19 protein-coding genes are annotated in these 25,419 nt (G+C 40.0%); 2 read left to right on the top strand and 17 right to left on the bottom strand.

Going from position 1 to position 25,419, the window contains the following annotated elements:
• Nucleotides 1-101: 101 nt before the first annotated feature.
• Nucleotides 102-1,403, top strand: a complete 1,302-nt coding sequence (locus METTI_RS12480; protein ID WP_023846182.1) for an APC family permease — start codon at nucleotides 102-104, stop codon at nucleotides 1,401-1,403.
• A gap of 58 nt (nucleotides 1,404-1,461) precedes the next feature.
• Here METTI_RS12480 and METTI_RS12485 read toward each other — a convergent pair whose 3' ends face one another.
• From METTI_RS12485 to METTI_RS12565, 17 genes are all read right to left on the bottom strand, one after another.
• Nucleotides 1,462-1,812, bottom strand: coding sequence for a zinc ribbon domain-containing protein (locus METTI_RS12485; RefSeq protein ID WP_023846183.1), 351 nt, complete (start codon nucleotides 1,810-1,812; stop codon nucleotides 1,462-1,464).
• A 286-nt stretch (nucleotides 1,813-2,098) separates the two neighbouring features.
• A complete protein-coding gene (locus METTI_RS12490) occupies nucleotides 2,099-2,461 on the bottom strand; it encodes a DUF2149 domain-containing protein (protein ID WP_023846184.1) in 363 nt (120 codons plus the stop codon).
• Complete coding sequence (locus METTI_RS12495) at nucleotides 2,458-3,081, bottom strand: MotA/TolQ/ExbB proton channel family protein (protein WP_023846185.1); 624 nt, start codon at nucleotides 3,079-3,081, stop codon at nucleotides 2,458-2,460. Before METTI_RS12495 ends, METTI_RS12490 begins: the two co-directional genes overlap by 4 nt.
• A 261-nt stretch (nucleotides 3,082-3,342) precedes the next feature.
• Complete coding sequence (locus tag METTI_RS12500; protein WP_023846186.1) at nucleotides 3,343-5,964, bottom strand: S-layer protein domain-containing protein; 2,622 nt, start codon at nucleotides 5,962-5,964, stop codon at nucleotides 3,343-3,345.
• A gap of 209 nt (nucleotides 5,965-6,173) precedes the next feature.
• Nucleotides 6,174-6,386: a winged helix-turn-helix domain-containing protein gene (locus tag METTI_RS12505; RefSeq protein WP_023846187.1), complete on the bottom strand. Its 213-nt coding sequence runs from the start codon at nucleotides 6,384-6,386 to the stop codon at nucleotides 6,174-6,176.
• Nucleotides 6,387-6,398: 12 nt separating this feature from the next.
• On the bottom strand, nucleotides 6,399-7,565 hold the full coding sequence (locus METTI_RS12510; RefSeq protein WP_048135455.1) for a glycosyltransferase family 4 protein: 1,167 nt from the start codon (nucleotides 7,563-7,565) through the stop codon (nucleotides 6,399-6,401).
• Between the two features lie 104 nt (nucleotides 7,566-7,669).
• Nucleotides 7,670-9,613: an amylo-alpha-1,6-glucosidase gene (locus tag METTI_RS12515; RefSeq protein ID WP_023846189.1), complete on the bottom strand. Its 1,944-nt coding sequence runs from the start codon at nucleotides 9,611-9,613 to the stop codon at nucleotides 7,670-7,672.
• A complete protein-coding gene (locus tag METTI_RS12520; RefSeq protein WP_023846190.1) occupies nucleotides 9,591-11,609 on the bottom strand; it encodes a glycoside hydrolase family 15 protein in 2,019 nt (672 codons plus the stop codon). The genes METTI_RS12515 and METTI_RS12520 overlap by 23 nt, the downstream gene beginning before the upstream one ends.
• Nucleotides 11,606-12,415 (bottom strand): V4R domain-containing protein, encoded by an 810-nt coding sequence (locus METTI_RS12525; protein WP_023846191.1) that lies wholly within the window; start codon nucleotides 12,413-12,415, stop codon nucleotides 11,606-11,608. The genes METTI_RS12520 and METTI_RS12525 overlap by 4 nt, the downstream gene beginning before the upstream one ends.
• Nucleotides 12,416-12,457: 42 nt before the next feature.
• Nucleotides 12,458-13,654, bottom strand: coding sequence for a glycoside hydrolase family 57 protein (locus METTI_RS12530; protein WP_023846192.1), 1,197 nt, complete (start codon nucleotides 13,652-13,654; stop codon nucleotides 12,458-12,460).
• Nucleotides 13,651-14,829 carry a polysaccharide deacetylase family protein gene (locus tag METTI_RS12535; RefSeq protein WP_023846193.1) on the bottom strand — a complete coding sequence of 393 codons (1,179 nt, stop codon included), beginning with the start codon at nucleotides 14,827-14,829 and terminating at the stop codon, nucleotides 13,651-13,653. Before METTI_RS12535 ends, METTI_RS12530 begins: the two co-directional genes overlap by 4 nt.
• Nucleotides 14,826-15,725 (bottom strand): mechanosensitive ion channel family protein, encoded by a 900-nt coding sequence (locus METTI_RS12540; RefSeq protein WP_023846194.1) that lies wholly within the window; start codon nucleotides 15,723-15,725, stop codon nucleotides 14,826-14,828. Before METTI_RS12540 ends, METTI_RS12535 begins: the two co-directional genes overlap by 4 nt.
• Complete coding sequence (locus METTI_RS12545) at nucleotides 15,718-16,437, bottom strand: DUF432 domain-containing protein (RefSeq protein WP_023846195.1); 720 nt, start codon at nucleotides 16,435-16,437, stop codon at nucleotides 15,718-15,720. Before METTI_RS12545 ends, METTI_RS12540 begins: the two co-directional genes overlap by 8 nt.
• 33 nt (nucleotides 16,438-16,470) lie before the next feature.
• Nucleotides 16,471-17,538, bottom strand: coding sequence for a magnesium/cobalt transporter CorA (gene corA, locus METTI_RS12550; RefSeq protein WP_023846196.1), 1,068 nt, complete (start codon nucleotides 17,536-17,538; stop codon nucleotides 16,471-16,473).
• Between the two features lie 46 nt (nucleotides 17,539-17,584).
• Nucleotides 17,585-18,748, bottom strand: coding sequence for a glycosyltransferase family 4 protein (locus METTI_RS12555; protein WP_023846197.1), 1,164 nt, complete (start codon nucleotides 18,746-18,748; stop codon nucleotides 17,585-17,587).
• Nucleotides 18,749-18,773: 25 nt separating this feature from the next.
• Nucleotides 18,774-19,751, bottom strand: coding sequence for a galactose-1-phosphate uridylyltransferase (locus METTI_RS12560; protein ID WP_023846198.1), 978 nt, complete (start codon nucleotides 19,749-19,751; stop codon nucleotides 18,774-18,776).
• 3 nt (nucleotides 19,752-19,754) lie between these two features.
• Nucleotides 19,755-21,557, bottom strand: coding sequence for a glycosyltransferase (locus tag METTI_RS12565; protein WP_048136248.1), 1,803 nt, complete (start codon nucleotides 21,555-21,557; stop codon nucleotides 19,755-19,757).
• A 245-nt stretch (nucleotides 21,558-21,802) separates the two neighbouring features.
• Between METTI_RS12565 and METTI_RS15330 the strand changes: the two genes are divergently transcribed.
• Nucleotides 21,803-25,369: a PAS domain-containing hybrid sensor histidine kinase/response regulator gene (locus METTI_RS15330; protein ID WP_023846200.1), complete on the top strand. Its 3,567-nt coding sequence runs from the start codon at nucleotides 21,803-21,805 to the stop codon at nucleotides 25,367-25,369.
• The last annotated feature ends 50 nt before the right edge of the window (nucleotides 25,370-25,419 follow it).

A 25,419-nucleotide genomic window follows, 5' to 3' on the forward strand; every position in this document is an offset into this window, starting at 1 on the left:
AGGACAAATACAGTTTAAATTATAAATCAGCAAGCTTTACCAGTTTTATTTATGAAAACATACAAGTAGTTTCAATCAGCTTTTAGTAAGCGGGGAATATATTGGGTCAATATAAATCTGGGAGTTTAACGCTGACAGGCGCAGTTTCACTTGGAACAGGCGTTATGATAGGCGCAGGTATATTTGCACTTCTGGGACAGGTTGCTGAACTTGCAGGGCAATGTTTTCCCGCAGCATTTGTAATTGGTGCGGTTGTTGCAGCATTTAGCTCGTATGCTTACATTAAAACATCAAATGCTTATCATTCCGCCGGAGGGATTGCAATGTATTTGAAAAAAGCCTATGGTAAAACCGTGATTACAGGCTTTAGTGCGCTACTCATGGCATTTTCCATGGTTATCAACGAAAGTCTTGTTGCACGTACTTTTGGTACATATACGTTACAGTTGTTTGATATTCAGCAAGGAAGTTTTTTAATTCCTGTTTTAGGTGTCATTCTATTGGTTTTTGCATTTATTGTTAACATTTCAGGCAATGATGTCATTGAAAAAATATCATTTAGCATGGCTTTAATCAAAATAGGGGGAATTGCTGTTTTTGGAATAGTCGGTCTGTGGATTGCAGATTTTTCCTTTTCACAAACGTCAGCAGATGTGTCGGCCTTTTCTCCAATGGGATTTCTGGCAGCAATTGCACTTTCCGTTCTTGCTTATAAAGGGTTTACGACCATTACCAACAGTGGTTCTGAAGTAGAGGAACCGCATAAAAATGTGGGAAGGGCAATAATTATATCTCTTTTAATATGCACAATACTTTATCTTTTAGTTTCACTTGCGGTTTCAGGAAGCCTTAGTATTGCTGAAATATCACAGGCAAGAGATTTTGCACTTGCAGAAGCAGCAAGACCTGTCTTTGGCAGCTTTGGCCTGTGGTTTACCGTGTTATTAGCCATAATTGCTACTGTTTCCGGTATTATTGCCAGTGTTTTTGCAGTCTCAAGGATGCTTGCAATGCTAACAGAAATGGAACTTGTTCCACACAGTCATTTTGGTATGCCGGGGACCGTCCAGCAACATACTCTGGTCTATACAATAGTGATTGCTATTATTCTGACAATATTCCTTGATCTTAGTCGTATAGCCTCTCTGGGAGCTATTTTCTATCTTGTAATGGACATAATTCTGCAATGGGGTATTTTGCGTAATTTGCGTAAGGATGTTAAAGCAAATTCCCTGATAATAAGTATAGCAATATTCCTTGATTCCATTGTACTATGTTCACTGGTTCTGTTCAAGGCATCATCTGATAGTATGCTAATTGCACTCGCATTCACAATAATGATTTTTCTGTATATAGCTGAAAAATGGTTCCTTAAGTCAAATGGTACATCTGAATCAAATTAGGACGAGTTTTGTGATAAAAAAGAAGTATAAGAACAAGCTGACTTTCAAAAAGTCACATTTACATTTTTCCCATCATCCACCTCTTAAGCGTGGGAATTAATCTCATATTCATTTCTTTTGCATCTTTTTCAGACATCTTTTCCATTTCAGTCATCATGTGTGTGCATTTGTTGATCATGTCATCCATGCACATATCAGGCTCAGTGAAATCTCCTTTCTGATAACAATGGGTACAATAGGTATTATTCATAGAACCATCTTCATTGGTTCCAAAGTCCATATGTTCTTTCATTGGCATTCCGCAGCTCTGGCACAAATTCATGTTTTCCATGTCCATCATATCCATATTTTCCATATCTTCCATGTCCATGGATTTCATATCCATTGAGTTCATTTTTGTTGAATTCATATCCACAATTACTCCTCACACTGGTTTATTTAACTCTTCTTTATTTGTATTTTTATCTGGTAAATATGTAATGGTGTTTATATGCAAATATGTAAATATTGCACAAAAAAGAAATAGTCTTGAAAAAATGATTGAAAAGTATCAGGAATAAAAAAAGATGATTGAATTTGTACTTTAATTTTTATACAATTTCATAAAGCTGCATTTTTGTGATTTTGTATCAAATATATTGATTTTAGTTTTCAAAATCATTCGGTAATTAAAGAAAGCAATGTTCCCTCATGTTTCAGACACCAGTTGAATTTCCATCATTTGGAACATATACAATGGTACCATCCGGCAACCTGTAAGCAGAACCAAGGTATTCTCCGGTTCCAGTTCCTTTGTTCTCGCTCATATCAAGCACCTGGACTGGTTCACCTGCTTCTTTAATTATCATTTCCATGTTCTTTTCCCCTGGATTTTTAACAATGGTTATGTTTTCTGTAGGACTCAAAAGTTCCGGAAGCTGATAGGACATCACAAGCGCCACCAGAAGTGCAACAGAAAATACCATTGCAATGTCAAAAAGATTTGCAACACCTGTGAGAGGATTTTGTTCCTCATCCTCATAGATCTGCTTTCTGCGATCATTTCTGCTGCGTCTCACTCTTTAGCCTCCAGGGTGTCAAGAATGTAATCAATATCTGCCATATCCTGCCAATACCATCTTTTCCTGATCTGTGTGAGCACATATCCGATACTGCCTGCAAAAAGTCCGATAACAGTTGTTGCGAATGCTATCATCAGGTTGTTGGCCAGTTCCTCGATGTTTCCCTGTGAAAGGCCTATAAGTGCCGGTCCAAGCGGAATCAGGGTTCCCATGAGTCCTACCATTGGTGATATCGTTGCAACAATTCTGGTCTGTTCCAGTCTTTTTGCCATCTTTATTTCGTATTCCTGGACTATCCACTCAAGTGACAGGAGATTTCCTTTTTCTATATGATAAGCAGCACTTAATGCAAAGCTTTTCACAAGGAAATTTTGTTTGATGAGTCTGAGAGAACTTGCAGCTTTTTCGTAATCTTTACTAAGCATATGTTTACGAGTACTGCTGCAGCAGAGTTCAAGTTTTTCTGTATCGCGTTTTCGTTTCAGCAATTCTGAAACAAACTCTCCAATGAGTATCAGTGAATAAACAGCAAGCAGTATCAGTGTTATTATCACCGGGTACAAAAGTGTTGAAGAGAATATGTAGAGTATATCGAAGATGTAGGAAGTGATGTCCATTTTGATGCCTTCTTTAAATCCTGTTTTAGAGCCTAGCGTTATCAGACTATATAAATACCCAATTACTTAAGTTTCTCTGTCTGTATAAAAAATGATTAATATTTACTAAAAAGGGTATGCAATTTGATTATACAGTTTTCGAATAACAGGATCCTTAAAAAATATGAAATCCAGTGAGTAAAAATTATATAAATATGAAAAAGGGAGTACCTGCAAAAAGCAGGTACAAATTTAACCTGACTTCAAGTTTAAGTTCTTTGCTTATTTGTTTTCTTTCCTGCGTATTAGCATTGCAACAGCAATGAATGCCATTACAGATACAAGAATTCCAGGTCCTGGAATGGAACTCTTTTCAACATCAAAACTTGCTGTAGAACTGCCAACCTGAACTTCATAGGTTCCAGCTTCCTCTTCAGAGACTATGAATGTCAAAGAAGTTGATTCTCCTGCATCAAGTGAGACACTCTGTGAATCTACAGTTGTTCCATTGATCATAAGCTCAACATTCTTGTCACCTGTTGCTGTTCCTGTGTTTGTTACATCCACAGTTACAGTGACATCTTCACCTGTCTTCACAAGTATCGGGCTTACCTGAAGATTTGAGTATGTGAACTTTGCTTCCAGGGCAAGAACCTCAAGATTCAGTTCTGCATCAAGATAACTGGAGGCTGAAGTTTCAAGTTTGTGCATTCCTGCTTCCTTCACTGTGTAGCTAAGAGTACCGTCTGCACCAGTGCTTCCAATGAGATTGTTATCATAGTAGAGCTGTACATCCTCAATGGCGTCACCGCCAATTGCAGTCATAACTGTTATTGTGATGCTGTCTTCTTCTACAACACTCTCAGGTGAAACTTCAATGATTAGCTTCCTTGTAGCGTCATCCGAAGAGATTACCTCAACTTTTTCACTGGCGGAAACATATCCGTCCTTTTCAGCAGTAACTGTAAAGGTACCTGCAGTTCCAGGAGTGTAAGAAATTGTTCCGTCAGTTCCTGTGGTTCCAGCTTCATCGTCACCAAACATTACGGTAGCACCACTTACTGCAGCACCTCTGGATGTAACTTCTATCTCTATTTCTTCATCTTCTTCTATCACAGATTCGATTTCAATGGAAAGAGATTCTGTTGGTTCAGTGGAAACTTCCACGAAAGGATAGTAGCGTACATCACCTGAATCTGCTACGTTGAATGCGATATCTCCCATGATATCGATGATGTTTCCTCTTGAGAGTGTAATCGAATCTTCGTTCTTCAGGACAATCTCATCTGATGAGAAACTTGTAACTTCCATCTCACCGAATTTCTCGTTATCTTCTACTTCTACAAGGTCTTCTGATATCTGGAAGATACCTTCAATAAATACCGCATTTGTTTCGGTACCCTGGAATATCTCATCAAAGTGAATAACAATGATTGGTACATCATCTACAGAACCAATGTCTTTCTCATAGACGTAATCATCATCAGAAGATACGATTCCGGTGTCAACTTCATCTCCGTCCTGCAGGAGATTTATCATTACACTATCACCATTGGTATCAACTTCCACAACAGCAAGCTCATATCCTTCTTCCAGTATCAATGAAGAACCGGAATAAAGTGAGGTCTGACTGTCATCGTCAATGAGTACTTTTGAGAGCTTACCATCGGAAAGCAGGCTTACATCATCGGTAAACTCATTGTCAGGATATCCGGCAAAATATTTCTCTGCCATGAAACCGACAACCTGGAAGTCTCCCCAGTCGTCATGCTCAAAACTTACGTCAAGTGGTACACTCCTGTAAACAAGGTCACCATCATCTATTGTCCTTCCACCAAGGTCTTTGATCTCAAGGGATTCGGTTCCAACGCCTTCATCAATGTTGTAGTAGAAACCTTCAAAGTTCAGTGGAGTCCAGGTAAGTTCTTCATCCTCTGCCACTGTACCCCTGAGTTCGTAGGTTCCCGGGTCGGACATATCAAGTACAGGTCCAAATCTCAGGGTATTGTCGTCTGCAACAATGAATTTCAGTTTACCCATTATGGTGACTGTGTCCCCTCTTCCTAGTGAAATACCATCAGAGTTCTCCATCGTTATCTCGTCAGAACTTAAGGTCTGGACTTCCATCTTTCCAAAAGAATCTCCTGATTCGATTTCCACATAGTCTTCAGATATCTGGAAAACTCCCTCAACAAACACTGCGTTTGTTTCGGTACCCTGGAAAATGTTGTTAAAGTGTACTGCAATTATTGGAACTTCATCATCAGTGCCAATTTCCTTCTCATATACATAATCGTCATCTGCAGATACAATACTTGTATCAATTTCGTCTCCGTCCTGTGAGAGTGTTACCATGACACTGTCACCATTAAGATCGACTTCAACAACTTCAAGCTCATATCCTTCTTCAAGTATGAGTGAGGATCCTGAATAAAGTGAAACTTCATCATCATCGTCAAGCAGTACCTTTGCCAGAATTCCGTCTGATATAAGGCTGACACTGTCATCTGCAAATTCAGTGTCATCGGTGTAGCCTGCAAAGTATCTCTCTGCCATAAATCCGATAACCTGGTATGAACCCCAGTCATCCTGTTCAAATTCAGTGTCAATAGGGGTTGTTGCATATTCAAGGTCACCATCTCCAATGCTTCTGTCACTATCGCTGTCAAGTGTGATGGTGAGTGTTTCTGACCCGACACCTGAGTCAAGGTCATAGTAGAATCCTGAATAAGTTAGTGCTGTCCATGTATATTCAAGGGAGAGATTTTCATCTGCATCCCATATTCTGTTTCCTGTGCTGTTATTTGCTGCCACTGCAGTGCTTGTTAATAAAACCACTGCAACCAGCAATAACATAGGCTTAAAAGCCAAGCTCTTTACTGATTTATTTTCCATTTTCATCATATAATTCCCCCTAATTCTGTTTTTTAATAAGGTATATAATTTATTGAGTTTTACCTATATCAAATTACTCCGTAACATTTATCAATTTATTACTGCGGCATTAAATACAAAACTATATATAAATATATAGGACTATGTAATATGTCTACGAAAAAAGATAGCCTGAGGATTCCTGTACCTCAGGTGATAAAAGAGTCTGTTTATTGAGACTATTTTAATTTTAAAGACCATGAATTTCCATTCTTGGCCATGCAAATCTTGTCTTCTCTTGAAAGCCAGCCAATAGCCATAAATGTCATTTGCTGGTCATATCCATTTTCCTTGAGGTGGCTTTTCAGGTTTGCCATATTGGATTCTCCGTTCTCCAGCAGCTTGTAAACACAACCTGCTGCCTCACCTATACTTAAACACATTTCGTCCATGATATCACTTCATTATATTTTGCTATAAACGTCAACCGTGTTTCTTGCAATAGTATCCCAGCTGAATTTAGTTTTCACAAGTTTCTTTCCGTTTGAACCCATGCTGGGTGTTCGTGAATCCAGGCCATCAAGGGCGTAATTAATTCCCCATGCAATTGAGTCGGGGTTCCTGTAACTCAGGACTCCATTCTGGAAATTATCAACTATTTTTACTGCATCGGTTGCAACAACTGCTTTTGTTGCATCCCAGGATTCAAGAACCACAATTCCGAAAGGTTCGTTTCTGCTTGGGACACATGTCATGTCACATGCATTAGTCCAGTCTTTGAGAACATCATCCGGTGAATAGCCCAGGAAATGGCATGAATTACCTATGTTCAGATCGTTTGCAAGATCCTGACAATATGGTCTCATTTCCCCTTCTCCAATGAATACGAAGTGAGCTCCCCAGTTGTTTCCGTCAAGCACTTTTGGAATGGCTCTGACCAGCATATCCGGTCCTTTCTGGTAGTGCATCCTGCCGGTGAAAAGTATCACAGGTGCGTAAGGATGTATGCCATAATCCTTTTTTACAGAGCCGGCATCAACCTCTTTTTCCATTTTCCCGGGGGAAATGCCATTTGGAATAATTGAAATCTTGTAGTCAGGTATGCTATAAAGATCCTGAACTTCCCTTTTGAAATTATCAGAAGTAATGATTACCTGTGAGCTATCAAACCCCCCCTGCCATTCCCTGTGGGAAACATCATTGGCTGTCTGAGAGTTTACATGGGAATTTCCATTTCTTCCCCATTCAGTGCTATGATATGTCATTACATACGGTTTTCCAAGCTCATACTTAATGCGGTTTAACACATTTACAGGATGCCAGTCATGGCCGTGGATTACATCAAAATCTCCGAACTCCTTTGAAACCCGGACAAAACGCTCAAACATGGCATCACACATATTGTTCATCTGAGTCAGTATATCTCCTGATTCGTCAAAACGGCATCTCTGGTAATGAACACCATTTATTTCATCGTAGTCCCGGTACCAGGCACTGCGTGTAAAGATGTGCACTTCATGTCCTAATTTAGCAAGCTGCTCTGATAACTCTGTCACATGGGGTGCCAGGCCTCCGACTTTTGCCGAATGGAGACTCTCCCATGAGAACATAGCAATTCTCATTGTTTCCATAATTCCCACACACTTTTTGTAATAAAACCCAAAATTACGTATTAAAATGAATTTAAACTCTCTTAAACATTGCGTATGGAAGTCAATACACAATATATTTAGTTCTATATAGACTCAACATAACAACGTATGATTTCAGCCACACTCCAGGCCTGTGAAACACATCCATTGGGTTTATGAGGCCAGTTACCATCAAACACCTCAGATATTCCACCAATACAGGCCTCATACTGGTGTTCCTCAATATCTCTGAGCAAATCCCGAAGTTTATCCTTAGTCTCAGTCCTGTCTTTGTAGACTCTTGCATATGCTGTAATATAAGGTCCAAGTAACCACGGCCAGACAGTTCCATTATGGTAAGCTGCATCCCTCTCTTCAGTAGTTCCCCGGTAAAAACCAGTATACCTGCTGTCAGCAGGTGACAGTGTCCTCAGTCCAAAAGGAGTAAGAAGTTCTTCAGTAACTATATCCATAATTCCCTTTTCAAGTTCATACGGGAGCATAGTATGTGTAAGGGAAACAGCAAAAACCTGATTTGGTCTTATGGAAGCATCTTTCCAGTTCTCACCATGACCTGAAATGCAGTCATAAAGACAGTTTTTTTCAATATTATGGAATTTCTCCCTGAAACTTTCAGCCGTGATTCCAGCAGTTGTTCTAAGACCTGATACATCCCTGCCAAGTTTCTCTCCCATTTCTGCAGCATAGACAAGTGCGTTATACCAGAGTGCATTAATCTCGCAGGCCTTCCCTTTTCTTGGAGTAACTTCCCAGTTGCCGATTTTTGCATCCATCCATGTGAGCTGGCCTGAATGTTCTATCAGTCCGTCATCATCCATCCTGATTTCATAGTCTGTACCCTTGCGGTAATTATCAATAATCTCCATTATAGTCGGCCAGATTTTCCCGATAAATTCAAGATCCCCGGTATAATCCAGATATTTTCCAGCAGCATGAACAAACCACAAAGAAGCATCTACGGTGTTGTAAACAGGTGAATCGGCAGGATTTTCAGGGAAAAGATTAGGTATAAGCCCGCGTCTGCAATTGGACGAAAAAGTGGAGAGTATAGACTTTGCATCATCAAAGCGTCCGGTTACAAGTGTCAGGCCGGGCAATGATATCATGGTATCTCTTCCCCAGTCGCCGAACCAGTGATAACCTGCAATAATGGATCTTGCACCTGTGCTTTTCCTGTTAACAATAAAAGAGTCGCCTGCAATCAGCAGTTTTTGCAAAAAGCTGTCGTTCTCACCTTTATTTGCAATGTCCCGAATCCTTTTTTCTTCCTTGCTTATCAATTCCTCAATTGTCTGCAGGTCTGTTTTTTTCAGGCTTTCTGCGGATTCTGTACTTGCAATCACAAAACATGAGCAATGTTTCTCATTAATTTCGAGTTCAAAATAACCGGGATTAAAATTATCTTCGTGGTAAGGATATCCCCTTGAAATCTCAACTCCATATTCAAAATCATAATACCAGTGTTCATCTGCCTGGTATCGCAAATCTGATACAAGGCCAAATTGCAGATTCGAAGCCTTAATTAATGTATTGTTTTTTTTAGATTCCTGAGTAAAGAAGATATCAGAAGCCCTGGTGAGATTATGTATTGACCTGCTGTTAACCAGGGGAAGTATTTTAAAAAAAGCCTGCTTTTTTTTAGGATTTTCAATATCATATTTCACAATTGTAGTATTCTCACCATTTAGCATCAGAATACGTTTTCTGATTGTCAGTCCGCCGGCATTGTAAAGAAAATCCGGCATAGTTTTCACACTAAAGCTTTTCAGGTACTCATTCCCATTCGGATAAATTGTGCCAGGATACCTGTGAACAGCTAGTTTGTGAACACCATCTTCAGTATATAATTCTTCATCAAGGGATGATAGCAGAACAACTCTCTCTACCGGTGGATTCATGGAAGCGACCAGTAGTCCGTGGTACTTTCGTGTATTTGTCCCTATCACAGTGGAAGAAGCATATCCACCAAGGCCGTTGGTAATTAGCCATTCCTTTGCTGTTCCCTCATGATAATCTGAAAACATCATGTGTAAGTCCGGTATTATCTATCTCTTTTGAGCTATTGAGTTTCTTTTCTATTTTATCAAGCAGGAGAATATTATCAAGCATAAGTGCGCAGCTCCAGCAAAGTGGGATTGCCCACGCCGGACGACCAGAGTACTTGTTGACCTGTTCCGGCAGCATTCCGGCACTTGTTGTTCCTTTAAGGGACCATTGGATATACTTGAGCGCACCATGAGTGTATTTCCGGTGTTCTTTGTTCTCGACTTCTCCTGAGTCGGGATCAATAATATATGCCATTTCAAGCATTGCTTTTGAAAGCCAGAGGGTTGTAACTATCCAGGGATTTCCTTCAATGTAATTGTCATTAACATATCTCTTGATGCCAAAATGATCGCTAACGGGAACTCGGAGGTACTTCTCTATGTTCTCCATGATGGATTCTATCATTTTCTTCTCCTGCGGAATTTCAGGTGAGAGCATTCCGAAAGGAACAAAAGTACCTATTATACTTGCATCGATTGCAGTATCAAGCTGTCCGTTGGTAATTCCTCTGGCAAAGTAACCTTCATCAAGCCAGAATCTTTCAATTGTAGTTTTCTTGATGAATTCAGCTCTTTCTGTCCACCTTTCCGCAAGACCGTTTTCATTATAATCCATTGCCATGTTGGCAGCGCTAAGAAGTCCTGCATAAATTGCAGCATTAGTATAGGTAAAAATACCTGAATGTGATTCCCAGAGGCAAATGCATGGGTCATGAACTCCGTCAGCAGTTCTTCTCATAAGGTATTCAGCAGCATTTAACACGGTAGCCCATACACTGTCCAGAAACTCTTCTTTTATGGGATGATGGAGTGTGCGGTAGTATCTGTCCATTGCAAATATGGTGCTGCCTGTCTCGTCTATTTGAGTTGAAAAACTGAAATTTCCCCATGAAGGTGCTTTATTTCCGTCCAGCCAGTAACGCTGGAACCATGAGCCATCATGCATCTGTGTTGCTTTACACCATTTGAAAAAGCGAGAGCAGTATTCAGGATACCCTGATTCCAGCAGGGAAGTGACAATTTCCGCACTGTCCCTGTTCCAGCAGTAACCATAACCTCCGCTCATTTCGAATTCATGATCGAATTCCGGGGACGCTACAAAAGATCCCCTGTCAGGGTCATTGAGAATGCTCAATGTAAGCAATGAACGGTTAAATGCCATTTGAAGGTCCTGCTTGAATTTATCAAAACCGAGATAATCTGGAAGTTCAAGAAATACTTTTTTTGAAACCCATTTGACCCATTGTTCCTGGGTTTCATTATAGATGTCTGCAAAATTCTCTTTTTGCACCTGTCTCATTTTTCTGTATAAAGTTGGTCTTCTTGATGCTCCACCAATGAAAACTGTAAACTCAGCAGTTTTTCCAGGTTCAATATTCAGATCCCAGCCGACAGCACAATTAAGGTTGCCTATGTCTTCGTTGTTCCTCTGGAGTTCTCCATCTTCCATGTCATACTTTGCATTTGTCCACCATATTGTGTCCATGGCTTTTCCAATCTGCCATTCCTTAAACAAAGGTTCTGAACTGATTCCTACATAATGACTTTTCCAGTATTGGGCCAGGATTCCGGAATCATAATCACAGAATGAAGAGTTCTTCTTTTTCATTTCCCCGACCTGGAGATTAGAGTAGTAGAAGAATTTGCCATGTAACCCTCTCTGGGAAGTGATTTTATATTTCCTGACAAGAACCGATAATCGGGGATGAACAAAATCAGTTATATCCATTTGCAGCCCGTTTGAATTTTTCATTTCAGTGGTCACAATATTGGTGTTCTCTATGTATTTCTGCTCGGAGGCCCATTCCCGGGAATTGGACCATAGTAATTGATTTCCGTCATGAATACACGCCTGTGACTCTTCCACATGTTGGGCAAAATCTTTTCCCGGATAATAAAAACCAAATATCTCTCCTTTTTTACCAATGGTGACCAGCAGTTTTTCATTCCCGAGGATTGCGTTAGGTTGTCGTATCAATGTGACTCTCCCCTAAGTACGTGCTCTATTTTAACACCCGCCGGAGCAGGAGATATTACATGCTCGCAGATTTCATCGCCCATGCTCTTGCATCTGGATTCCCTGACCTGTACTGTTTTTTTCAGGCATTCTGATATGTATCCCGCAAGGAATGAACTGATATATATGCATGAAGGGACATCACTGTCCCCGAATTCATCTGCAAGGAAAGAATCTGTCATCCTCACAGTTCCGGTAAGTTCGGAAATATTGATTTCATGGTCAATTTTTCCCCAGCCTGCAGCCATGAATAATTCTCCCAGAAGGTCAAGGAAGTTGTCATCATTCATCTCTGTCATCTCCTGCATGTATCTGGCAGCTCCGGAACCGTTTCGAATTCCTATCATGGTAAGCAGTCCCTCAGATTGGGGTACCTGTTCATTCATGATGTTGATAATGTCAACAAAAGTTTTTGCCCTGATAATGACTGCTCTTTTACTCAGCAACTGCAGGGGAAAATCCACTGACTGGATGGCTCTGTTCTTTGAATAGCCCCATTTGACCGAGAGCACTACATCCATATTTTCAAGTTCTTGTGCAATACTGTCTATATCTCTTCCTTTTTCAGCCTCAGTGAACATAACATACTTGCCCTTTGTTGGGTCTTCCGAACTATCAAGGTAGGCAAATCTAATATCAAGTTCTTTCTCAGCAAAAAAAGAAGTTATATCCGCTTCAGAATGCAATGTGTTCTCATAGGCAATTTTGAACCAGACTACGTCCGCTTTCTCATTCACTCTCGAGAACATGTAAAGATCTCTTACCATACATAAACTCCAGAGAATTATATGACATTACACAATATATTATTATGCTGGTGAGTTAAGGGTTTTGAATACCAGGGATTTGAAATCATTAAGTGCTGCCATAAAGTTCACCGCCGCATCGTATGGCGAGTTGTGAATACTGAAATATGAATGCACATCGCCGTCACCAAGCCATTTTGTACTCATGTAGTAATAATGGTCGGATGTAAGCATATGTTTCCATATCCTGAGCAGTTCCGGGTCATTTGTTTTCCTGACATAAGGTTCAAGTAATTTCATTTCCTCAAAACAGCGGCGTTGCATATCATTACCAAGCCAGGCACTGGTATCTCTTTCAATATCAGCCCATGATACCGTGGAAAAGTCTCCTACATCTATCTCTCCCACAGGTTTGTACGCGTCAATGGTTTCTGAAGGTGTGAGGAATCGCATGCCTCTGTCCCTGACTTCACCAGGAAGTGCCCTGAGGAATTCAAATATTCCGGTATCTTCCCACTGGTGTTCACCGAATGTTTCGTAATCCATGAAAATGTTGAGTGTTTCTCCATGGTTCCGGGAAGCCCAGTCTGCCCATTTACTTGCTGTTAAAGGATATTCTTCCCACCACTGTGATGAGAAACGATAACCAATATCGTCACTGAGTTTATAGTTACGCATGAGAATTGCAATATCTGAATGCTTTGCCCTGTAGACATGGTCAGGTGACCTTCCGTGGAGTATGGTTTCAATACCTTCTGTCAGAATGGCATCGTATCCGAGTTTTTCAGCAAAGTGTGCAACACTGTTGTTATAAAGCATCTCGGTATTCCTGAATACCCGTGGTGTCACTCCAAGAAGATCTGATATGAGGTCACGGTGCTCTTTAACCTCATCCATGAATTCATCCTTGGATTCAAAAAGTGATGCAAGGGAATGGTAACATGTCTCGTCAAGAAAATCAATGCAGCCTGTATCAGCAAGATCCCTGAATGTATCAAGTACGTCTTCTCCCCATTCCATGCATTGTTCCAGAAGGGTTCCGGTGACTGACATACTTGCCCTGAAATATCCGTCAGTGTTGTCAACAAGTTCCAGCAGTGTCCTGTTTGCAGGAATATAACATTTTCCTGCGACCTTGTGAAAAATTTCTTTGTTGACAGTCTCATCAAAATATCGCTCAAATCCCTGCTTGTGATCAGGCCAGAACCACCTCAGCCTGTATGGCTGGTGAACTTCAAAGAAAGGGCATATGGAGTTCATTTTGCAGCCTCCTTTTTCCCGGCTGATTCATTCTGTGCAGCTTCAGTTGCTTCTGTTATAATTATTGCCCGCTCGATATCGGAAAGTATGGACAGGTCATTCACTGCACGTTCATACCCAAGCCTTCTCTCCTCGGAATTCATTTCCAGGAATATCTCGCTTTGCTGCAGGTATCTGTAAATCTTTGTAAGCTTCTCTCGTTTGTAATCGTCATCCAGTTTTTCCAGCATCTCGCCTATATCTACCAGTTCATGCATGAAGAGATGCTGTGCATGATTTCCAAGCAGGTTATGCATTCCATAGCGTGCCGTCATTTTTGACTCAAGTGATGGAAGCTCCTGTTTTTTGAAAAGCTCCACAGCTTCCTCAGCCAATAACATTTTCACGCCATGTTTTTTCAGGCAAAGAGGCAGCTCATGCAGGAAATCGAGTATTCCTTCATTGTTCTGGAGATGAGTGTTGATTGCATCGTATTTAATGTAAAGAGTAATAACTTCGCCTTTCATACTTGCAATCCATGATGCAAATTTATCAGCTATCAACGGGTATCCCGGCCATGCCCTGTCTGAGAATTTGATTTCAAGATCCTCACTGAGGTTTATGTGTCTTAAAAGTGTAGGAACTTCATTATCGTAGACATGCATGGGGTCATATCCATTCATTATGTTGTGTGAACCTTCGGAAATAAAACACTTAAATCCCATTTCTTTAAGTGTTTTCATTATCTTTTTATCAAACAAAAGTTCGGTATTAACAAAGGTTTCAGGCTCGTTCCCAAAAACATCCCTGATAGTTTTCACATCCATTTCAACCTGCTTTTTGAATTCGTCAAGAGTTGGGAACAGGCATGATATGGAGTGATAATAAGGTGAAGCTGCAAATGAGACATTTTTGCTCCCAAGTTTTTTGAATCCATCTATTATCTCAGGCTTCAACTTGCATTGCTCAAGAAAAACACCAGAAACATCAAGGGTGTATTTGCCCCCGTTATCTATGGATTTGGACAGTGCTTCATTCAGTGTTTCAATATTTGAAGCAAATTTTGTGAAGTTATGAAACGCTTTTTCCATATCAAAGTATTTTTCGATATGTACATCTCCATAGCCTTCTTTTGGCCAGTACCAGCGAAGAGGTAATGGCAGATGTACCTCAAAACAAATACATACTGCTTTCATGCTTCATCAATCTCCATTCCTGAGTCATTATATGTGTTTTTTTGAACACAGCTGCTATTCATCTTTCTGGTCTCCAGTTCACTGGCAAACCATACAGTTCTCTGTGGGAATGCGATTTCTATGCCATTATCCTCAAGTGTCTTCTTGATAACCCAGAGAAGTTTCATTTTCATATCATACCAGTGAGTTGCAGGTGCCCATATCCTGACAATTATGTTGACTGCATTGTCTCCAAGTGTGTCAACAAAGACACTTGGCCCGGGATTTACCAATGCGAATGGTTCCATTTCAATAATATCCTTGATGATTTTTATGGCTTCATCGGCATCATCACTATACCTGATTCCAACTATGTATTCAAATCTCCTTGTAAGGTTTGCAACATAGTTTGTTATGCTGGTGGTGAAAACCGTTTCATTTGGAAGGCGAATATAAAGCCCGTCATAGGTACGTATTATAGTAGAGATTATTTTTATGTCTTCAACATAACCCAGCTTGTTGTCTATATTTACCTGGTCACCTATTTTGATAGGTCTTTCTATCATAAGGAAGACACCGGAAATAAAATTCCCAACGATACTCTGGCTGGCAAAACCAATAACGATACCAACTACTCCTCCTGCAACAAGAAGACCTGATGTATCAATATTCAGTAGTGGGAAAATTACCCCTACAATGGAAAGGACTATGGCTCCGTAATAGATGGATTTGATAAGAATATTAAGATGTTCCTTGTCCATCTTGTCTTTAAGTGACCTCTGCAGGTATATTGTTATACCCTTTGCTATGACTATGGTAAAGAATAGAATAACTATTACAGTTACTACCTGCAGCACTGGATCTGAAAGTACCGGCATATATGAAGATACAGTATCTACAGCGCTGCTATTATTCATTAATACCAAACTCCATAATTCCCTTTGTGCTTGTCATTGCAAGTTTGCGTGCAGTGTAAAGTTCCATGGAACGCTTGAATCTTGAAGTTGTAGGCTGTGTGCTGAAATCCGTTTCAGCAAGCAGTTTGTTTATTATTTTCATACTGGCTTTCATGCCAAGTCTTTTGTCTCCGTAATAGAGTTTCATACCATAGGCATTGAATACTGCTTTTGAAATTTCGATATGGTAACTTGAATCATTGAGCACATCAAGTTCAATAAATCCTTCATAGAGTATGTCAGTCTCAGGTTCCTCTGTAAAAACATCACTTTCCCAGTGCCTGCATATTATTCCGTTTGTGTGACTTCCGTAAAGTGTGTATTTTATTTTTGTGAATGTTAAGATATCAATGACTTCATAGTTCCCGGGCTTATCAGCTACAAAAACCCCGATTTCAACGGGAAATTTCAGATAGATCTTTTTTCTGTCACCCGCACGAATAATTGCCGGTTTTTTAAAATCAATAAGAAGAGATGATGTTATCTTTTCAGGAAGGTTTACTGGTTCAATAGGATTTATGAGGATATCTGTGTAATTATTGAGGAGGAGCAATTCCTTTTCAACATTTCCATCAAGGATATGTTTGTAGATAAGCTCATCTCCCTGCTTCTCAACTATTATCTCAGTACCTTCGACTTCTCTTGTGAATGGTGGGTGATATAACTCAAACATCTTGGATCTTTACTCGTTTTATTACTCTTTTAATCAAAGCCAGTTCTTCCTGCGGAAATATGCATACATGGAAATGAATATTAATATATTGATAACCCACACAGCCGGATATCCCCATTTCCATCCCAGTTCAGGCATGTAGCTGAAATTCATTCCGTACATTCCGGCAAGGAATGTAAGAGGGATAAATATGGTTGCAATGATGGTGAGTGTTTTCATTACCTCGTTCATTTTGTTGCTGACGCTGGATAAATAAACATCCAGAATTCCTGAAAGTATGTCCCTGTATGTTTCAATGGCGTCTGCAACCTGTATTGTGTGGTCATAAACATCCTTGAGGAATACGAATGTCGAATCTTTTATGAGATCTGATTCTGATCGGTCCAGTCCGTTGATAACTTCCCTGAGGGGCCAGACTGATTTGCGCAGGTATATCATTTCCTTTTTCAGGTTGTGTATATTCTGAAGGGTTTCCGGTTCAGGATTATCAACCAGTTCTTCCTCCAGATCCTCAATAATCTCCCCGAATTTTTCAATGATAATAAAGTAATTGTCAACAATGGAGTCAAGCAGTGCATACGCAAGATAATCGGATCCCATCTGCCTTATTCTGCCTTTTGAATTTCGTATTCTCTCCCTGACAAAGTTAAAAGTATCTCCTTCAAGTTCCTGGAACGACAGGACGAAATTCTCTCCCAGAATTATACTTACCTGCTCTTCTTTAACATCAGTTTCTTCACCATCTCCAATCCAGAGCATTTTCAGGACAATATAAATGTAGGAATCGTAATCCTCCATTTTCGGACGCTGAGTTGTGTGTACAATATCTTCCATTACAAGAGGGTGGAGTCCGAAATGTTGTCCCAGTTTTTCAATTATGTCAACCTGATGGATTCCGTCTATATTTATCCACGTAACAGTAGGATGATCTTTAAATGGGAAACATTCTTCGACATTTCCAACTACACGCTCCTGGTAGTTCTCTTTATCATAGTCGATGATGCTTATTCTGGGCTTCTCGGTTCTTTCCTCTCCGATATGTATCAAAGAACCCGGTGCAAGTCCCGCCTTTTTTGAAGTCTTGTAAAACAATTTCTTCATGTTTCCACCCCACACAAATTCATTACCGTTTTACTTTATGTATGTGTTACAATTGTTCATTGTACACATCTACTGTAGATTCTGCTATGTTATCCCAGTTGTACCTTGTTCCGATGAGTTTCTGCCCTTCTTTTCCAAGTTCATCGTCTGCATAATTATTGAATACGTGATTTATTCCCCATGCAATTGATTCCGGATTCTGGTAAACTATAACTCCGTCCCTGAAATTATCAATAAGGGATATAGCATCAGTTGCAACTATATTTTTTCCCGCATCCCATGCCTCAAGAAGGATTATTCCAAAAGGCTCATTGCGGCTTGGTACGCATACCAGGTTACAGGCGTTCATCCACTTTTTCTTCACGGATTCATCAACATAACCAAGGAACCGGCAACTGTCCATAACGTTCAATTCATGCGCAAGTCTTTCGCATTCCGGTCGCATTTCACCTTCACCAATTATAACAAATTTCGCGTCCCATCTGTTTGCCAGCACCGCAGGGATAGTCTGAACGAAAAGATCCGGACCTTTCTGGCAATTCATCCTTCCAACAAAAAGGACAACAGGTGCGTACGGATGTATTCCATATTCTTCCTTTAGTTTTCCAGGGTCTACATCCATCTTTATTTTCTCACCCTGTATCCCATTGGGTATTATGGCAATTTTATAGTCCGGAATCTGGTAAAGGTACTGGATTTCTTCTTTTAGCTTTGTAGACGTAGCTATCACTTTTGCAGATTCATAGCCGCCTCTCCATTCCCGGTGGCTGATTTCCATGGCTTCCCACCAATTGCCATGTTTGTTACCGTTCCTGCCCCATTCGGTACTATGGTATGTCATAATAAACGGAATTCCTGATTCCTCTTTCAGTCTGCATACAAGGTTTACGGGATGCCAGTCATGTACATGTGTGAGATCAAATTTTCCAAATTTTCCGGTGGCTTCGGTAAAAGCACTGTACATTGAATCACACATACTGTCCATCTGCTGGACAATACCACCATCAAGGGCGTGGTACACCCTGTGGTAATGCACTCCCTTTATCACTTCGTAAGGCAGCATGTCCTTGTTGCGTGTAAAAATGTGAATGTCATGTCCTTGAAGTGCCAGGGCTTCTGAAAGCTCGGTAACATGGGGAGCCAGCCCTCCGACAGTTATGGAATTCAGGCTTTCCCATGAGAACATGGCTATTCTTAATTTATTTTCCATCAGATCCCTTCTTAATGCAGACTCCTTATTCCGGATTCAGCAAATGCTCTACAGCTATTTCCGGCGGGATAGTATTAATGTATATGTCCGTATTCTTTTCAAAACCCGCTGCAATTGAAGTGATTGGTGCTATCCTGACATTGAAATGATAGCTAAGATCATGCTCTATCTGGAAGAACATGTAATTGTATGCCAGCTCCGGTATTGTCCTGTCAAGCAATTTGACAGCAGTCCGTATGCAGTCTCCCAGGGACATGAGCATCTCATCAGTGAAAGCAGAGATATGATTCACATGCTTCTTTGGAAGCATCCACATTTCATACTGGTTTTTGGAACAATATGGGGCAATTAGAATAAAATCATCATTCTCATAAACCTGTCTTTCTTTTCCCTGCTCTTTCTCAATAATACGGCAATAAGGGCAACTATTCATCTCAGAAATTGCCTTTTTCTCTTTAACAAGGGATGGCGGCATAAGAGGAACTGCAATTAGCTGTGAATGAGTGTGTTCCAGGGAAGCACCTGCTTTTTTACCCCAGTTCTTAAAGAGTGATACATATTCAACACCTTCCTGTGACTGATAATGAACAACCCTGTCCCTGTATGCTTTCATAAGAAGCAGTATTTCTTCGTCAGAAAAAAGGTCTATTTTATTTTCATGGGATGGACTTTCTATTATTACTTCGTGATATCCATATCCTTTTTTAACTTCAAATCCTGAGGATTCAACTTCCGGGGCATCAGGAGATAATGCCGGATAGAGGTTTGGTATACACCTGACCTGCCAGTTTGTAACCAGTTCTTCATCGGTGTCCTTCAGTATTTCTCCGTCTTTGTAAGCAGCCTGTGCAGGAGGTGTCTTATCTTCATGGCCGCCGCAAAATACACAACTGCCTGCTTTCATATCCTCGCCACAGGCTTTCGGTGCGGATGGCCTTTTGGCTCTTCCGGTTGCTATTATGCAGTACTCATCAAGGAAATAGTGTTTACGTATTTCGGACATGTCTCACTCCATTCTTGTTCCGGTTAAAAGCTCATAATACGTCTTTATTGGTTCTTCCCAGTTCATGTCCTTTGCAAGGAGATTTGCTTCCTGGCAAAGAAGGTTGTACTTTACTTTATCATCTGTAAATGTGTCAATGAAATAATCCATTGCAAGAGCGTAATCTGCAATTGATTCCAGGTACGGGATATTGATGTTGTCAACAACGATGACTCCTCCCATTCCCATGACAAGTCTTTTTAAGGTCTTGAGAGCATCACTGAATCCGCATATCTTACTTACGATACTAGGGGTTGCTTCTTTTCCTGCTTCAAGTCCTGTAAGAAGGAAAGGTTCGTATTTTGACGGGAAAACACCGGCAATACATCCTGCCATGAGTTCATCAGATCTCATGTTAAGTCCGCCGTCATGATCAGATATCCACTGCGGATACAGGACAGCTGAGACGTGCCTGCTGCCATCTGTCAGTCTTGAACATTCCAGACCCCTGGCTTTGATCATCTGCTGGAGGCGTATTTCTTCACCCACAAGCGCTTCTTCAGGAAGGTTAATAGGGAAATTCTCCGGTGGATTTGTTTTCGGACCGTGTGCTGCTATTATGAAGCATACCACACGGTATTTATCATCTAAATGTCCTGCATCAATCTCAACCTTGACCATCCTGTCAAGCAGGACAAGTGAATCCAGCAGGTCAGGATAACCTTTGTTCTCGATCTCAATACGCGATATTGAAAAAATAGGTATTATCTTTTCAGGTGGTATTACCTTACCATTGTATACAGCGTACAACTTATCAGAAAGGAAGTTTTGGATTCTGTCCCGGCAATCTGTTTTTTTCCCCCATTCAATATCTTCTTCCTCATCATTATCAATTCCATTGCGGACAACGATAGAATCAATTCCATAGAAGAGTTTTATTTCCTTGCGTGTTGAATCCCCAACAGCAGTGACAACATCAGCAAATCCTGATAATGATTCCAGTTTGGCAAAGTTTACCGGCACGCCACTGTCCCAGGAGCTGTCATTTTCCCTGATCTTCTGTATGGATTTGTGTCCTGAAGATCTTCCCGGAAGTGTTGCATGGTATGTTGCAACGCTTTTGACACTGATTCCAAGTTTTTTAAGCCTTGCAAGTGCATAGAATACACCAAACTCATGACAATGAAGTGAAACGTGTACTTCCGGCATAAGAGATGCAGCAAATTCGGAAATTGCCTTGTCTCCATATTCTTCGGAACTGGAGTCCTTTGATGTTACAAGTTCTTTTACAAATTCAGAGATGGCATAGGATAAATTAACATAATGACTGTATTCCATGCCGTTGCCCATATTCTCATAAGCCATAGAATCCAGGCCAATCAGATCAAATGCTTCTCCTTTGATGGCATTTGCAAGGCATGTTTCTTCTCCTTTGTATTCCACACTGAAACGGCAAAAATCATTTGTCTTGAACATCAGGTGAATTATTCTCACATCATGGACAACTTCAACACCCGGAAATACTTCAATACCTTTTGTTTTCAGGTTTTCGATAGCTTCAAAGATAGGACCTTCAGGTTCCAGTTCTTCCATATAACTCATATCTGTGATACGGTTAAGCCCTTTGTTCCAGTCCGAGCCACTATGACCATAGTAAGGTCCGGCAACAATTATTGTAGGAGCCGGTTTTTCTTCAATGACTCCTTTTGATATCAGACTTGCAAGACTCTTTGCTTCGGCATCAATAACATTCCAGATGCCGCCCATCTTATTGGACTTTGGACCTGCTTCTTCTCCTGCGATAATTATACATTTGCTTTCCAGCATCATTCCCGTCTCCCTTAATTATCTTATGTTCTAAATAGAGTTTCGATTATATATGAAAATAACTGAAAATCTATGATTGTTAACTGTTCTTTTATTTTTAGAAGTTAACAATTATATATTATTATTCATACTATTATATTTATAGTATATACTGAAGCAATTCCTTGGATACTTAAATTATCTCCATAATCATCACAGTTATTCAATATCAAATTCAGATAGAATTAGATATTCTGGCAGGAAAAATGGTCATACGGAATAACAATAATACTCTCCCTGATACGCATCAGAAAAATGATGAAGGTTACAGGTCATTATTTGACAATAACCATGCAGTAATGGTGCTGTTTGATCCCGAAACTGCAAACATAGTTGACGCAAACAATGCAGCTTGCAGTTTTTACGGATGGAAGCATGATGAACTGGTTACGAAAAAAATATTCGATATAGCCATGCTACCCGAGCAGGAAATTATTTCTTCAATTGAAATGGCCGTAAACGAGGAACAAAACAGATTTGTTTCTAAAGATAAACTTGCAAATGGTGATGTTCGGGATGTAGAAATCTATGCAATACCAGTTAATATCGGAGGAAAAAACCTTTTATGTGCAATCGTCAATGATGTAACTGAGGATATTAAAGTACACGAAGAGCTGACAAGAAGCCAGATTAAATATCGTTTGCTTGCAGACACAACTTTTGAAGGCATAGTAATTCATGATAATGGAATTACACTGGATGCCAATAGTGCAGTTTCACGTGTAACAGGATATGGATTAGATGAAGTTATTGGTAAGAATATCCTGAAACTTCTGATTCATCCTGATGACCTGAATATAGTTTTTGTGAACATAGCTAATGATAATACTAAGCCTTATGAAGTCCGTTCCATAAAAAAAGACGGAACTGTTTTTCCAATTGAAATCGAAGCACACAGTATGATGCATAATGGCAAGCAGATTCGTGTGGCTGCAGTTCGTGATATTACCGAACGTAAACTCACTGAAGCAAAACTGGAAAATGAACGTATTCTGCTTAAAGGTCTTCTGGATTCCATTCCTGATATGATCTTCTTTAAAAACACCGAAGGAGAATATCTGGGATGCAATCCTGAATTTTCGAAGTTTACAGGCAAAGACAGGGAAGAAATTATCGGGCTAACTTCGTATGACATATTCAGCAAGGAAAAAGCTGATATTTTCACTAAAAATGATGAATTGGCTATCAGGGAAGGAAAAGTAAGATCCGATAAGCTGTGGGAAAAATATCCTGATGGTACAGATATTCTGCTTGATCTGATTAAAGCTCCTCTTATTGATCATTCAGGAAAGATAATCGGTATTGTTGGTGTTGGACATGACATTACTGATAACTGGAAGGCTGAGCAAACCATCAAAGAGATAAATTATCTGAATCAGTCGACCCTTGATTCACTTGATGCAAATGTCTGTGTCCTTGATGAAAAAGGTATCATTATTAAAACAAATTCATCCTGGAAGAAATTTGCCGGCATCAATGAAGAGCTGAGTAATAAATTCAGCGAAGGAAAAAATATTCTTCATTCACTCAGGGAATCCAATGAAGTGTTTTATGGTGGTACCCTGGATTTTGCCAATGGTATTGAAAGTGTGATGCAGGGATATGAGGATTATTTTGAAGTCGAGTTCCTCTGTCCTTTTGTAGATTATGAACAGTGGTTTGTAACAAAAGTCCGTCCATTTGCCAGCATAGAAGTTTTTCCACGCAAAGTTGTAATTTCCCGCCTGGATATAACGGATATCAAAATTGCAGAGAAGAAATTAAAGGAATACAACGAAAAGCTGAAACTTAAGAACAAGGAACTTGATGAGGCTTTAATGATTGCGGAAGAAGCCACAAGGGCAAAAAGTGAGTTCCTGGCCAATATGTCTCATGAGATCCGCACACCAATGAATGGTGTAATCGGAATGACGACACTCCTCCTCAGTACTGATCTGGATGAAGAGCAGAAACATTATGTTGATACTGTTCAGAAAAGCGGTGATGCCCTGCTTGAGCTTATCAACGATATTCTTGATATTTCAAAGATAGAAGCAAGAAAATTTGAAATTGAGGAGCTGCCGATTGAGCTGAATGATGTTCTTGAGGAAGTTGCTTCACTTTTAGCTGTTAAAGCTCATGACAAAAACCTTGAATTCATATGTGCAGCTGATCCGGATGTTCCTGGCAATATAATTGCAGATCCGGTCAGATTAAAGCAAATTCTTATAAATCTTGGTGGAAATGCCATTAAGTTTACGCATGAGGGGGAAGTTGTAATCAATGTTTCTCTTGTATCAGAGAATGATTCGCAAACAACATTACTTTTCTCTGTAAAAGATACAGGAATTGGTATTCCTGAAGATAAAACAGGTGTCCTTTTTACAAAATTCAGTCAGGTAGATGCTTCCACTACCAGAAATTACGGTGGCACAGGTCTTGGACTTGCCATTTCAAAAGAGCTTGTTGAAATGATGAACGGGACAATCGGAGTGAACAGTGAACCGGAGAAAGGTTCGCAATTCTGGTTTAAAATCTCATTCACCAAACATTCAAAAGTAAAGACCAGGCCAAAGAACTGCAACAGCATGAAAAACAGCCGTGTTCTTGTTGTTGATGATAATGCTACAAATCGTGAGTATCTTGTAAAATTACTGGGATCATGGGGAATGATTGCAGAGGAAGCAGCAGATGGGCCGGAAGCACTTCTTGCACTATTAAAATCCAGTCAGAAAGATATGTCTTTCCGGCTAATACTGCTGGATATGAATATGCCTGAAATGGATGGTCTGTCTCTTGGGAAAATAATCAAGTCTGAAGAGAAACTTCGTGACATTTCGCTGGTAATACTTAGTTCCCTGGGAAAACCTGAAGAATCATGGGCGGAACTTAAAGAGACTTTTGATGCATATATTACAAAACCTGTGAAGGCTTCTGAACTTTATAATAAATTGTGTGCAATCTATGGTGATGGTTATGAGTTGCAGGAGTCAATCTCATCTAATATGGATTCTTCATCTTCATCCGGAAAATTGCCTGACATTAACGCCAGCATACTTCTTGTAGAGGACAATGTGGTAAACCAGCATGTTGCGCAAAGTATGTTACAAAAACTCGGACTGGATGTGGAAATTGCAGATAATGGTATGGAAGCCATTGAAGCTCTCAAAAAGAAAAAATATGATCTTATATTCATGGATGTCCAGATGCCTGTAATGGACGGCCCGGAAGCAACAAGAAACATAAGAAAGATGCAGGGAGCCAGTGGAAAACATACCACTATTATTGCCATGACTGCTCATGCAATGAAGGATGACCGTCAGCGTTGTCTGAAAGCAGGTATGGATGACTATATATCAAAACCAATAAAGATCCAGTCACTTATTGATACTCTTGATTACTGGCTCATAAAAAAACATCCGGAATTACAACAGGATGGTTCTTTATCTGTAAAGCCGGAAAATTCAGAACTTATTTTTGATGATAAATTACTTCTGGAAAACACAATGGACGATATTCAACTAGCAAGAAAAGTAATCTCTATTTTTATGAATAATGCAAACCGGCAATTAGAATCTCTGAAAACTGCCATTCTTACCGGGAATGATGACATTGAAAATCTTGCTCACACATTTAAAGGCGCCAGTGCAAGTGTAGGCGGGATGTCGCTCAGCAATTTTGTTGCAGATATAGAAGCTGAAGCCAAATCCGGTAATGGTTCAGGCATGCAGGATATGATTCCTGAACTTGACCGAAGATATGAGGAATTGCTGGATAAGCTGAAACAACTTTAATAGATGTGGCTCAGCATACATTTTCATTGATAATTATATTTAATTAGATA

The organism is Methanolobus tindarius DSM 2278 (genome assembly GCF_000504205.1).
Classification (GTDB): Archaea; Halobacteriota; Methanosarcinia; order Methanosarcinales; family Methanosarcinaceae; genus Methanolobus; species Methanolobus tindarius.

Excerpts from the sequence above, each read along its gene's own strand:
- METTI_RS12485 (WP_023846183.1), bottom strand. The coding sequence starts at position 1,812 with ATGAATTCAACAAAAATGAACTCAATGGATATGAAATCCATGGACATG.
- METTI_RS12495 (WP_023846185.1), bottom strand. The coding sequence starts at position 3,081 with ATGGACATCACTTCCTACATCTTCGATATACTCTACATATTCTCTTCA.
- METTI_RS12500 (WP_023846186.1), bottom strand. The coding sequence starts at position 5,964 with ATGATGAAAATGGAAAATAAATCAGTAAAGAGCTTGGCTTTTAAGCCT.
- METTI_RS12505 (WP_023846187.1), bottom strand. The coding sequence starts at position 6,386 with ATGGACGAAATGTGTTTAAGTATAGGTGAGGCAGCAGGTTGTGTTTAC.
- METTI_RS12510 (WP_048135455.1), bottom strand. The coding sequence starts at position 7,565 with ATGGAAACAATGAGAATTGCTATGTTCTCATGGGAGAGTCTCCATTCG.
- METTI_RS12515 (WP_023846189.1), bottom strand. The coding sequence starts at position 9,613 with ATGATGTTTTCAGATTATCATGAGGGAACAGCAAAGGAATGGCTAATT.
- METTI_RS12525 (WP_023846191.1), bottom strand. The coding sequence starts at position 12,415 with ATGGTAAGAGATCTTTACATGTTCTCGAGAGTGAATGAGAAAGCGGAC.
- METTI_RS12530 (WP_023846192.1), bottom strand. The coding sequence starts at position 13,654 with ATGAACTCCATATGCCCTTTCTTTGAAGTTCACCAGCCATACAGGCTG.
- METTI_RS12535 (WP_023846193.1), bottom strand. The coding sequence starts at position 14,829 with ATGAAAGCAGTATGTATTTGTTTTGAGGTACATCTGCCATTACCTCTT.
- METTI_RS12540 (WP_023846194.1), bottom strand. The coding sequence starts at position 15,725 with ATGAATAATAGCAGCGCTGTAGATACTGTATCTTCATATATGCCGGTA.
- METTI_RS12545 (WP_023846195.1), bottom strand. The coding sequence starts at position 16,437 with ATGTTTGAGTTATATCACCCACCATTCACAAGAGAAGTCGAAGGTACT.
- corA (WP_023846196.1), bottom strand. The coding sequence starts at position 17,538 with ATGAAGAAATTGTTTTACAAGACTTCAAAAAAGGCGGGACTTGCACCG.
- METTI_RS12555 (WP_023846197.1), bottom strand. The coding sequence starts at position 18,748 with ATGGAAAATAAATTAAGAATAGCCATGTTCTCATGGGAAAGCCTGAAT.
- METTI_RS12560 (WP_023846198.1), bottom strand. The coding sequence starts at position 19,751 with ATGTCCGAAATACGTAAACACTATTTCCTTGATGAGTACTGCATAATA.
- METTI_RS12565 (WP_048136248.1), bottom strand. The coding sequence starts at position 21,557 with ATGCTGGAAAGCAAATGTATAATTATCGCAGGAGAAGAAGCAGGTCCA.
- METTI_RS15330 (WP_023846200.1), top strand. The coding sequence starts at position 21,803 with ATGGTCATACGGAATAACAATAATACTCTCCCTGATACGCATCAGAAA.